This is a genomic window from Embleya sp. AB8, from assembly GCF_049739465.1.
Classification (GTDB): domain Bacteria; phylum Actinomycetota; class Actinomycetes; order Streptomycetales; family Streptomycetaceae; genus Embleya.
This window is the reverse complement of sequence record NZ_JBMHHY010000008.1, coordinates 1-11,855: the sequence shown is the minus strand read 5'-3', so window position 1 is coordinate 11,855 and position 11,855 is coordinate 1. Positions and strand designations below refer to the sequence as shown.

At 72.5% G+C, this 11,855-nt stretch carries 8 protein-coding genes and 1 pseudogene; 8 read left to right on the top strand and 1 reads right to left on the bottom strand.

What is annotated here, in order from left to right; translation table 11 throughout:
* Nucleotides 1-94: 94 nt before the first annotated feature.
* Nucleotides 95-385, bottom strand: a complete 291-nt coding sequence (locus tag ABIA38_RS13095) for a hypothetical protein (RefSeq protein ID WP_424638743.1) — start codon at nucleotides 383-385, stop codon at nucleotides 95-97.
* 195 nt (nucleotides 386-580) lie between these two features.
* Between ABIA38_RS13095 and ABIA38_RS13090 the strand changes: the two genes are divergently transcribed.
* From ABIA38_RS13090 to ABIA38_RS13055, 8 genes and pseudogenes are all read left to right on the top strand, one after another.
* Complete coding sequence (locus ABIA38_RS13090; protein ID WP_424638742.1) at nucleotides 581-943, top strand: ArsR/SmtB family transcription factor; 363 nt, start codon at nucleotides 581-583, stop codon at nucleotides 941-943.
* Between the two features lie 165 nt (nucleotides 944-1,108).
* Nucleotides 1,109-2,020 carry an aldose 1-epimerase family protein gene (locus ABIA38_RS13085; protein ID WP_424638741.1) on the top strand — a complete coding sequence of 304 codons (912 nt, stop codon included), beginning with the start codon at nucleotides 1,109-1,111 and terminating at the stop codon, nucleotides 2,018-2,020.
* A 75-nt stretch (nucleotides 2,021-2,095) separates the two neighbouring features.
* The gene (zwf, locus tag ABIA38_RS13080; protein ID WP_424638740.1) at nucleotides 2,096-3,583 is read left to right on the top strand and encodes a glucose-6-phosphate dehydrogenase; all 1,488 of its coding nucleotides are present in this window, start codon (nucleotides 2,096-2,098) and stop codon (nucleotides 3,581-3,583) included.
* Between the two features lie 460 nt (nucleotides 3,584-4,043).
* A complete protein-coding gene (locus ABIA38_RS13075) occupies nucleotides 4,044-5,801 on the top strand; it encodes an ATP-binding SpoIIE family protein phosphatase (protein ID WP_424638739.1) in 1,758 nt (585 codons plus the stop codon).
* A 318-nt stretch (nucleotides 5,802-6,119) separates the two neighbouring features.
* Complete coding sequence (locus tag ABIA38_RS13070; protein ID WP_424638738.1) at nucleotides 6,120-8,996, top strand: AAA family ATPase; 2,877 nt, start codon at nucleotides 6,120-6,122, stop codon at nucleotides 8,994-8,996.
* Nucleotides 8,997-9,729: 733 nt separating this feature from the next.
* Entirely contained in the window at nucleotides 9,730-10,413 is a 684-nt protein-coding gene (locus ABIA38_RS13065) for a papain-like cysteine protease family protein (RefSeq protein ID WP_424638737.1), read from the top strand.
* Nucleotides 10,414-10,418: 5 nt separating this feature from the next.
* Nucleotides 10,419-11,306 carry a hypothetical protein gene (locus tag ABIA38_RS13060; protein ID WP_424638736.1) on the top strand — a complete coding sequence of 296 codons (888 nt, stop codon included), beginning with the start codon at nucleotides 10,419-10,421 and terminating at the stop codon, nucleotides 11,304-11,306.
* A gap of 205 nt (nucleotides 11,307-11,511) precedes the next feature.
* Nucleotides 11,512-11,855, top strand: a pseudogene (locus ABIA38_RS13055) (phospholipid carrier-dependent glycosyltransferase); the annotation flags it as partial.

Sequence of the window (11,855 nt, the reverse complement as noted above, 5' to 3'; positions counted from 1 at the left end):
ACCAGCGCTTCGGCCACCCGCCGGCGGGCGGTCCGGGACGGCCGCGGGGGCGCGCGGCGTCGCTTCGCCTACGTCGTGCGCCCCCGTCGGGGGCTCAGCGCGTGGCCAGGCGTCGGCGTTGGGTGGCGCGGACGGCGGAGGCGTTGAGGCGGTGCAGGAGCGGGATCAGGGCGTAGGCGGCGATCGGGACGACTATCGCGGTCAGGATCAACGTCCGGAGCAGTAGCGGGAGTTCGCCGACCAGCGGGGTGAGCAGGGCGAGCGCGATGGTGATGGTGGGGTAGACCGCGAGCCAGACGATGAACGCGCTGCGGTGCGCGGACGGCCGCGCGGGGGCGGCTGCGGGGGCAGGGGTGGCGGTGGCGGGCGTGTCGTTGGTGCTCACGGTGCTTCCTCGATGGTTCGGACGGGACGCGGGTCGCGCGTCCCGCCTGTTTGCTGTTCATGGGCGCGCGGGATCGGGCCGATGAGCCCGAGGCGCCTTCGTACTATAGATCTCGTACTACGTGGATCGTCAAACTACGTCAGGTCTCGTACAACGAATTCTCTCGAACTACGACGTGTGTCGTACGATGGCTCCATGAGTACGCGGAGCAGCATCCCGATCGCCGATCCGAATCTGCTGGACCAGCCCGCCCGCGAGCAGATCCGCCTCGAAACCGTGTTGCACGCGTTCGCCGACCCGGTCCGGATGGGCATCGTGCGGGACCTGGCCGTCGGCCGCAGCGACATGTCGTGCATCTCGTTCCACCTGCCGGTGAGCAAGTCCACCGCCACCCATCACTTCCGGGTGTTGCGCGAGGCGGGCGTGATCAGCCAGCACAAGCGCGGGACCGCCCGGGTCAGTCGGCTCCGCTACGAGGACCTCGACGCGCTGTTCCCCGGGCTGCTCGACAGCGTCATCCACGGCGACCGGGCCCAACGCGCCCGCGACCTGGCGTAGCCGAGCGATCGACGTTCCGGGGTGGGCTCGCCGTGTCGGCAAAGGGCCGCACCGCATGCGGTCGGGTCGCGCCGGCAGCCGACCGACTGAGTCTCGCCATCCGATCGGGTGCATGGATCGGCGCGTCCGGGACGGACCCCGCGCATCCCGGGTTACGAAGGACGCATGTCTGATTTCGTGACCGGAGAGCAGTTCGAGATCACGGCCGGGCCCTATTGGTCGACGATCACCGAGGTGGGGGCCGGTCTCCGGGAGCTGACGCGCGAGCAGCAGCCTCTCGTGTTGTCGTATACCGCCGACGAACCCGCGCCGGCCGCGTTCGGCCAGGTGTTGATCCCGTGGCCGAACCGGGTGGACCGGGGTCGGTACACCTTCGAGGGCGAGACCTACCAACTGGACGTCTCCGAGCCCGAACTCGGCAACGCCATCCACGGGTTGGTCCGCTGGGCGACCTGGCGACCGGTCGAGCGCGCCGCCGACCGGGTACGGATGGCGTGTGCCGTGCACGGCTCCACCGGATATCCGTTCCGCCTCGACGTCGAGGTGGAGTACCGGCTCGACGCCGAGGCCGGGCTGACCGTCACCGTCGCGGCGACCAACAGGGGCTCCCGGCCCCTGCCCTACGCCCACGGCGCCCATCCGTACCTCACCGTCGGCGAGCCGATCGACGGCTGCACGGTCCGGGTCCCGGGCAGCCGATACCAGCCGGTCGACCGCCGGATGATCCCCTCCGGGCCGCAACTGGCCGTCGACGGCGGCGAATACGACCTGCGCGCCGGCCGGCGGCTGGGCGACCAGGCGATCGACGTGGCGTACACCGGGCTCGAGTACGGTCCGGACGGCCGCGCCTGGGTCCACCTGACCGGCACCGACCGCCGAACCTCGCTGTGGCTGGACGAGGCCCAGCCATGGCTGGAGATCTACACCGCCGACCACGTCCCGCTCGACCGGCGGCGGCGCGGGCTGGGGGTCGAGCCGATGACCGCTCCCCCGAACGCCTTCGGCAGCGGCACCGACCTCATCCGCCTGGCGCCGGGCACGGGGTACACCGGTTCGTGGGGGATCACGGCCGGCTGACGTCGGCCGCCTCGCGCACTCCCAGAGTCGGACGGTCGCCCGCCGTCCCGTCCGCTTCGAGCAAGGGATCTCCGCATGATCGACACCTCGATGCCCACCGACCTGGACCGCGCCGACGTCCTGGTGCTCTACGGCATCACCGGCGATCTGGCCAAGAAGATGTTGCTGCCGGCCCTGTACCGGCTCACCGAACGGGACCTGCTCACCATCCCGGTGATCGGGGTCGCCGCCTCTGACTGGGACGACGCGGCGCTGCGCGAGCACGCGCGCGCGGCGATCGTCACCGCGGTCGGGAGCGACCTCGACGAGCAGGTCTTCGCCCGGCTGGCCGCCGGTCTGACCATGGTGACCGGTGACTTCCAGGACGAGGCGACCTACGGCCGGATCGCCGAGGCGGTGACCGGGAAGGGCTTCGCGGTGCACTATCTGGCCATTCCGCCGTTCCTGTTCGCCACGGTCGCGGCCGGCTTGGCCCGGGTCGGGCTGAACCGCGGTGCGCGGCTGGTGGTGGAGAAACCGTTCGGTCACGACCTGGTCTCGGCCCGGCAGTTGGAGGCGGACCTGGAGAAGTACTTCGACCGCGACCACCTGCTGCGCGTCGACCACTTCCTCGGTGACGAGTCGGTCGAGGGCCTGGGGACCTTCCGGTTCGCCAACACGCTGCTGGCGCCGCTGTGGAATCGCACCTACATCGACAACGTGCAGATCACCCTCGCCGAGGACTTCGACGTCGCCGACCGCGGCTCCTTCTACGACCCGGTGGGCTGTCTGCGCGACGTCGTACAGAACCACCTGTTCCAGGTGCTGGCCCTGCTGGCGATGGACGCCCCCGACGCCGCCGACCCGCAGGCGCAGGCCCTGGAGAAGTGGCGCGTGCTGCACGCGGTCCGCACCGTCGAACCCGCCGACACGGTGCGCGGCCAGTACCAGGGCTACCTGGACGTCCCCGGCGTGCGGCCGAATTCCACCACCGAGACGTACCTGGCCCTGACCCTGTACATCGACGACTGGCGCTGGGCGGGTGTGCCGTTCCACATCCGCAGCGGGAAGTCCCTGGCCCTCTCCGCCACGGAGGCCGTCCTGCAGCTGCGCCGACCGCCGGCGGAGTTGTTCCGCCGCCTCGGCCACGACATCCCGCCCAACCTGATCCGCATCCGGATCGAGCCGGACCCCGGCATCACGTTCGAACTCATGGCCCGCAAGCCCGCGCCCGGCAAACCGCCGGTACCGTTCCCGATCGGCATCGACTTCCGGCAGGTGCTGGGGCGCCAGGCGCTGCCGTACGAGAACATCCTGCACGCCGCCGTCATCGGCGACGCCGGCGGTTTCGCGTCCTTCCGCGCGATCGAGGAGAACTGGCGGATCGTGGCCGAGATCCTCGACCCGGACGAGCCGCCGATCAGCTACCCGGTGGGGAGTTGGGGCCCGCCCGAGGCCGCCGGCCTGGCCGGTCCGGACGGCTGGCACCAGCCGGCCGAGCACCTGCTCGGATCCCACGACATCACCCCGGACGCTCCGGCCCGATCCGAGGACGTCCCCCTCCCGGATGGCTCCCGGCCGTGATCGGCGGCCTCCGAGCGGGCGACATCTCGGCCGGGTACCGCCCGACTCGGCGACGGGACGGCGCGGCACGGGCAGTTCCCCGGTACCGAGGGCGGGGGTGCCGGGGATGTCCGAGGGCCGACGGCACGCGCGGGTGCCGAGGGCCGGCATCGGCGCACCGAAGGACGGGAGTTCCGGCCCGGATCGTCGTGGGCGAGCCGGCCCGCCGCCCGGCCCACCGAACCCGTCGCCGCCCGATCCGCCCCCGCCCTCACGTCGGCCGCCGGGCACCGTCGCGGCGCCACGGTGATCGGACGAGATCGAACCAGGTGCCCTCGACCTGGTTCGAGTCGATGCAATCGCAACACCGCGCGGGTACAGTCGCATCCCACACGCCGGCCGACCGAACCACTCATACAGTGGTTGCGGCGGCGCGACGACAGTTGAGTCGGATGCGACGATCCGGTGCCCACGGAAAGAGGTGCGGGTGAGCAGGAGAGTGGACGGCGGACACGGGCGGAAACATGTGCGTCGCCGCCGAGCGGCCACGGCCCAGGGTCTGAGCCCCCGCACCCGCGCCACCCGCGATCAACTCAATTGGCTCAACGAGGCGGTCCTGCGGATCGGCACCACGCTCGACCTGAAGACCACCGCGCAGGAGATCGCCGACGTCGCGGTCCCGTGGTTCGCCGACGGCGCCGCGGTCGATCTGCTCGAATCCGTACTCCAGGGGGAGGAGGGGCAACGCCCCAGCGGCCGAGGCAAACCGGTGCGCCGGGCGATGGCCCTGGCCTCGATCGAGCGGCTCACCGATCTGGAGCCCGACGAGATCGGCGAGTTGTCCACGTCCCCGCCGGGCCGGGATTCGCGCTTCACCCGGGCGCTGGCCGACGGTCGGCCGCTGCTCGTGGGCAGCTTCGGGCCGAACGACTACGAGGAGTTGGCACCGACCCCCGCCGCCGCCGCCAAGCTGCGGCAGGCGGGCGTACACAGCTATCTGATGGTGCCGCTGATCGCGCGCGGTGTGCTGCTCGGCTCGGCGGACTTCATCCGCGCGGGCGGCCGGCCCGGCTTCACCCGGGCGGACCTGGCACTGGCCATGCAGCTCGCCGCCAAGGCCGCCGTCGACATGGACAACGCCCGGCTGTACGGACGCGAACGCGAACACGTGGCCCGGCTCCAGCGCAACCTGCTCCCCCGGGTCACCCCGCGCACCCCGGGCCTGTTCACCACGTCCCGGTACATCCCGACCGCCGACCCGCTGGGGGTGGGCGGCGACTGGTTCGACGTGGCGCCGCTGCCGGGCGGGCGCACGGCCCTGGTGGTGGGCGACGTGATGAGCCACGGGATGGCGGCGGCGGCCACCACGGGTGTCCTGCGCGCGGTGGCCCGGACGCTGATGGCGCAGGACATGACGCCGGAACGCATGCTCGCCCGGCTCGACTTGGCCGCCCGCGACCTGGAGGACGACCAGGTGGCCACGTGTCTGTGTGCGGTCTTCGATCCGGCCGAGGGCGCGTACACCTTGGTCAGCGCGGGTCATCCGCCACCTCTGCTGATCACCCCCGACGGCAAGACCTCGTTCCTGGACGTGCCGGTCGGCGCGCCGATCGGGGCCGGGGTCATCCCCTACGACCCACTGCGGCTGACCATCCCGCCGGGCAGCCGGCTCGTGCTCTACACCGATGGGTTGGTCAAGTCGCGGACCGAGGACATCGACGTACAGCTGGCCCGGCTGCGGGCGCTGGCCGCCACCCTGAGCCCCGACGAGTTGGACGCCGGTGCGCTCGGCGATCTCCCGCCCGGCGGCGGGGCCCGGTTCGACGAGGCCGTGATGCTGGTGGCCGCTTCACAACAGCCGCTGCTCGGCACGGACTTGCTGACCTGGGACCTGCCGGCGGACGGTTCGGCGGCGGGGATGGCGCGCAAGCTGGTCCGGGAGCAGTTGGAGGTCTGGCACCTGGCCGATCTCTCCGATGTCACCGAACTGGTGGTCAGCGAACTGGTCGGGAACGCGCTGCGCTACGGGCGGGCGCCGGGGCAGTTGCGGCTGCTGCGGCACGACCGGTTGGTGGTGGAGGTCTCCGACACCGGCCCCGACCTGCCGCAGATCCAACACTCCTCGCTGAGCGACGAGGGCGGCCGGGGTCTGCAGTTGATCAACATGTTGTGCCGGGGCTGGGGTTCGTGTCGGACCCGGAACGGAAAGATCGTCTGGGCCGAACAGGACATCCCGTAGCGGGAGATCAGCGGAAGCCGGCGGCGGGCCGGCCCCGGGCCGGCGGCAGGCCGGCAGGAGACCGGCGGGAGACCGGCCGGAGAGTTCGAGCACCGACGGTCGGGGGACCGGCGTCGCGCGCCGTCCGTCGTCCGCTGTCCGCCGTCGGTGGTCGGCCGTCGGTGGTCGGCCGTCGGCCGTCGGCCGTACGCAACGGCCCGGCCTCGCGACCGTTGACGGCGGGCGGTGCGGGCCGTGACCATGGGTCCAGTCGAGGTACGGCCCAAGGGCCGTGCCCCCGGTGCGGGCCGGCGCGAGCGCATGGCGAGGGACAGAATCGTGGCGCACACCGACCTCACCCGCAACGACCTCATGCTGCTGACCCGGCGCCGACTCGGCTCGGGCGGCGTGGTGTTGCATGGCCCGGTCGGCATCGGGAAGAGCTTCGTACTGCGTACCCTGGTGGCCGCCGCCGAGCCGGGCGAGGCCGTACTGCGGACCGAACCGGCCCCGGCCGACCGGGAGTTGGCCTTCTCCGCGCTCGCCGACCTGCTCGATCCGGTGGCCGACGACGTGCTGCGCGCCCTGCCCGCACCGCAACGGTCCGCGCTGCGGATCGTGTTGTGCCGCGAACCACCCGAGCCGAACGGCCCGGATCCGCTCGCGCTGCGCCGGGGCGTACTGGCGGTACTGGGCGCGGTGTCCGCGCGCGGCCGGGTGTTCCTCACGATCGACGGTGCGCAGTGGGTCGATCCGGCCAGCGCCGACGTGCTGGCCTTCGCCGCCCGGCGCCTGGACCCCGCCCGGATCCGGGTGATCGTCGCGGAGACCACCGAACCGCCCGCCGGACCGATCCACGGCACCCGCTTCTGCCCCGGCACCCCGACCGACCTGGAACTGCCGCCGCTCGGCCTGCCGGAAACCCGCGAACTGCTCGACCAGGACCGCAGCGATCCGGAACACGCCGCCGAACAACCACTGCCGCACTGGTTGGGCGGGCAGGTGTACGAGGCGAGCGCGGGCAATCCGATGTACGCGCTCGAACTCGCCCGCGCGCTGCGCCGGTTGCCCCGACTTCCGGCCCGCGACCAACCGCTGCCGGTGCCCGATCGGCTGCGCCGGTTGTTGACCGCGCGCCTGGAGGGCCTGGCCCCCGAGGCCCGCCGGCTGCTGCTCCTGGCCGGTGCCACCACCCGGCCGACCGTGGAACTGCTGTGCTCGGCCGTCGACCTGGCCGACAAGGCGATCGGCGACGCGACGGGCACCGTGGACCGGGCCGACCACCAGCTCGCCCGTCGCGCCACCACCGCGGCGATCGCCGCCGGGATTCTGGACGTTGCCGAGGACGGGGACCAACTCCGGTTCACCCACCCGTTGTTCGCCGCCGCGCTGTACGCCGACGGCAGCACCGACGAACGCCGCGCCGCGCATGCCGCGCTCGCCCAGCTCCCGATCGAGCCGATCGAACGGGCCCGACACCTCGCGCTTGCCTCGCCCGACCCGGACGAGCACGTGGCGAGCACCCTGATGGCCGCCGCCGAGCAGGCCCGGCGGCGCGGCATGCCGGACGAGGCCGCCGCGTTGGCCCGGCTCGCCGTCGCGCGTACCCCCGACGACCACGCGGCCCTGCGCTGCGAACGTTGCCTCGACGCCGCGGGGCACGCGTACGCGGCCACCGACTACGAGCTGTGCCGCGAACTCGCCGACCGCGTCTTCGCCCTCGGGGCCACCCCCGCGCAACGCGTCCGCGCCTGCATCCTGATCATCAACGCGGCCAACCAGGCGCTGCACGATCTGGACGAGGTGTTCGCCGAGGCGTTCGCGCAGGTCGGCGACGACACGTGCGGGCGGGCCCGGCTGCACTACCTGCGTGCCTGCAAGGCGCATATCAGCGACGGCGATTCGGCCATCGCATGGGCCGAGGCGGCCCGCGCCGCGGCGCTGGCCCGGCAGGGCGGGGATCGTTCCACCGAGCAGGTCGCGCTGGCCCTGCAGGCGTTCGTCGGCACCCTCCAGGGCCGCCCGGACGCGGGCGAACCGCTCGTCCGCGCGCTGGCCCGCCCGCAGGACGCCGGGCCGACCGGGCGCCATGCGGGTCCTCGGGGGGTCAAGGCCCGGCTGGACTTCTTCGCCGACCGACTCACCGACGCGAGCGCCGAGTTGGATCGCATGTTGCGCCGGGCCAAGGAGTCGGACGATGCCGAGGAACGGGTGTTCATGTTGTGCGGCAAGATCGACGTCGACGTGCGGGCCGGGCACTGCGATCGGGCGATGGCCGCCGCGCACGAGGCGTTGCGGCTGGCCCGCGACATGGGGGCCCACCTCGGCCAGGTGTACTACGCGGCGGCGGTCGCGGAGGCGGCCGGCGGGGACCTGGACCGGGGCGCGGCGTTGGCGCGCGAGAGCGTCCGGGTGGCGCGGGCCGAGCAGGACCAGATCTATCTCCCGCTCGCACTGTGCGTGTTGGGGCAGATCCAGGTACGCACCGGTGATCCGGTCGCGGCGGTGGGCTGTCTGAGTCGGGCCCGCGCGATCGCGACGCGGCGCGGCATCGTCGATCCGGCGGCGATTCCGTGGGCGGTGGATCTGGCCGAGGCGCTGGTCGCGGTGGGCGATCACGACCAGGCGCGAGCGGTGGTACGCGAAGTACGGGACACGGCGGCCCGGTTGGATCGGCACGGCGTCTCGGCGTCGTTGTCCCGGGCCGATTCGCTGGTCCGCGGCGAGGCCGGCGACCTGGCCGGAGCGGCGGCGTGCCTGCGGGAAACCGCCGCGCGGCACCACGAGTTGGGCCTGCCGATCGAGCACGGCCGAGACCTGTTGGCGCTGGGCACGGTGGAGTTGCGGCGCCGGCACCCGGCGGCGGCACTGGCCGCGTGGCGCGCGGCCGAGGCGGTGTTCGCCGCGACCGCCGGGCGGCCCTGGCGCGATCGGGCTCGGGCCGAGTTGGAGCGCATCACGTGTGTGGACGACGGGAGTTCGCGCCGCGAGCCGACCACGTCCCGAGCCCGCGCGCTGACCCCCGCCGAACACCGGGTGGCGGAACTGGTCGGCGAGGGCGCGACCAACCGCGAGATCGCCACCCGCCTGTTCCTGTCCGCCAAGACCGTCGAATCCACCCTGACCAGGGTGTACCGCAAACTCGGCATCCGCTCCCGGACCGAACTCATCAAACTGTCCCTGGGCCCGACCAACGCCCCGGACACGGCGAGGTAGCCGAGCCCGGCGGCAGCCGGGGGCGCGGCCGGGCCGGCGAGCAATCACACGCACCGCCCGGCCGAGCATCGACCCCCGAACCGGCCCGAGCCGGGCCGAGCCAGGGAGCGGTCGCCGGCATCGCCGAGCCGGGCACCGGGCAAGGGCGCACCACCAGGCGGAATGGCCGCCCGACCCACCACCACGAGCCGGGCCCGAGCAACAGCGGCGGCGCCACGCCGAGAAGCGGCCGGAGACACCGCCGAGCCATGCACCGAGCGACGGCGCCGGCACACCGAAGACCCGCCCACCCCACCACCAAGAGCCGGGCGCCGAACCGGCGTCGCCACCAGTCCCGAGAAGCCGCCGCAGGTGCCAAGGGGCGGGCGCCGGGCCGAAGCGCGTCCCGCCCGCGAATCGGCCCGAGTCGCCGCCAGGGCCCGGCCGGACGCCCGCTCGCGCCGCGACCCCCACCCCCCGCCGATTCGGGGCGGCGCCCGAGGGGGCCACCGGGGAACCCCCTGCATTTCGGGTGGGGGGTTCCCCGCCGGCCGGTCGTGGATCAGCGTTGCTCGTGTTCCCTCCGCCCGACCAGCGAAGGGCATCCCGCGTGTCCCGGACGGCGGTTCGCACCTGACCGTCCGGGATGCCCGGTGCCGCGTGCTCCCCCTTCGTTCGCGGTGTTGCCCTCGCCGGTCGCGTCCCCCTCGATCTCCGTCCGGCGTCCCCAAACACCGGACGAAAAGGAGACACGATGATTCTGCGGAATCGCGGTACGTCCCGGAGCGCCGCGGACATACCGCCCACTCCGTCACGGCGTTGGAAGACCGTCTGCGCCGGTCTGACCGCCGCGGTATGTCTTGCGGTGCCCTTCGCCGGCAGCGCGTCGGCGACCCCCACGCATCCCTCCGTCGCCGCCCCCCTGAAGACCGCTCCGATCAGCACGCACGCCGCGGCCGGCTCCAAGCAGCTCAACTTCAACGAGCAGACCCAGGACCAGGACCAGTGGTGCTGGGCCGGTACCGGTCTGTCCGTGGTCGAGTACCTCGGCCACGGCCAGGGCGCCGACCAGAACACCTTCTGCGACTACGCCCGCGGCTTGCCCGCCGGCACCCCCTGCCCCAACCAGCCCGGCGAACTCAGCGATGTGCAACGGGCCTGGCAGAGCCTGGGCCTGAGTCCGGGTCAGGTGACCGGTGTCCTGGACTTCAACACCGTCGCATCCTCGATCGACGCCAACTCCCCCATCGAGGTGGGCATCTACTGGACCGCGGGCGGCGGCCACGCGAACGTCCTGTACGGCTACGACACCAACTCCGGGATCATGATGTACGCCGACCCGTGGCCCGCCAGCCCGCGCTACGGCGAGATGGATTACAACTCGTACGTCAGCAACGGCGAGTTCCAGTGGGCCGAGTCGTTGTACGGAGAGGCGTGAGAGTGATGACCGACATCTTCCGTTCCCGGCTCGATCGTTCCCGTCGCCTCGGCCGTCGCGCCGGGGTACTCACCGCCGTCGGCATCGGCGCGGTGCTCATGCTCGCACCCACCGCATCCGCCGCGGACAACGCGGCGCTCGCGGGCGGCGACACGCCCTCCGCCGCCGACCGCAGCGCCGCCCAGCAGACGCTGGTCTCCCCGGAGACCACCAGCCGCCTGGCCACCTTCTTCGTACACCTCGACCAGCGCACCGCGGGCGGGCCGGGCGCGGTGGCACAGTCGCAGGTCGCCCCGGAGGCCGCCGCGGCGCAGGCACCACAACTCGTGGGTGCCGCGGTGCCCGTGTACTCGCTGAACGCGGACTTCGTGCGCGGCAAGTCGTCCGTGCCCGTGGCCAACTTCGCCTATCTGGCCACCGAGGCCCGGTCGGCCGCCGGGGTCGAGGCGACGGTGTGGACCGTCCGCGATCGGCAATCGCACAACTGGCGGATCGCCAACGTGCTTTCCGGCGCCGACGAGGTCACCTTCGCCCGACAGGCGGCCGGGGACCTGGTGTTCACCGAACCGCAGATCGCCGCGTGGTACCACGTGCACGCGGGCCGGGTGTTGCCGCTGAACCCGGCGGCACGCGACTCGGTCGGCGCGAAGGGCGTCTCCGTGGCCGCGTACCAAAAGCTCGTACACGGCCGGTACGGCGACAAGTTGGCCGGTTCGACCTACCAACAGTCCGGCAAGCTGGGCGGCTTCTCGTCGACCCAGGGCACAGCCGCCGCATCGCACGACAACGGGTACTCGGCAACCGACATCGCGCTCCCGGCGGGTGCCGCCGGCGTCGTGGTGCTCGGCGCCGGTACCTTCCTGGTCCGCCGTCGGCGTACCTCGACGACCTGAGTCCCGCCGAATAGTTCCGCTCGGTACTTCCCCGACCGACGCCACCGCCCCGCGCCCCGAACCGAGGTCGCGGGGCGGTGGCGTGCCATGCGCCATCGGGCCACGGGGCATGGGTCGGATGGTGTTCCACCTCTGCTCGGCGAACTGTGGTTCAGGACGTCGCGCAGCGACGATCGGCCGGCTCGTACATCATTACCATGCTCGGGTGACGAGTGACGTGGCGACCGGTCAGCCGACCCGCGGGCAACTACCGCAGAACAATGCGGAGTTCCCCGACTCCCCCGGTGCCACACGTGCCGAGGCCGAGGCTCGCGGGTGGGCCTGGTCACTGGCCCGATTCGGCTATCGGGACCGGCCGCCGACCTCGCTGCGTGAGCGGTTGGTGCCCTCGTACACCGACAACAGCGCGTACACCGGCGGCGGCTGGCTGCCGTGCATTCTGGTGACGCTGTTGGCCGGCTTCATCCGGTTCTGGAACCTGGGCAAGCCGAAGGCGGTGATATTCGACGAGACGTACTACGCCAAGGACGCCTGGTCACTGCTCAAACT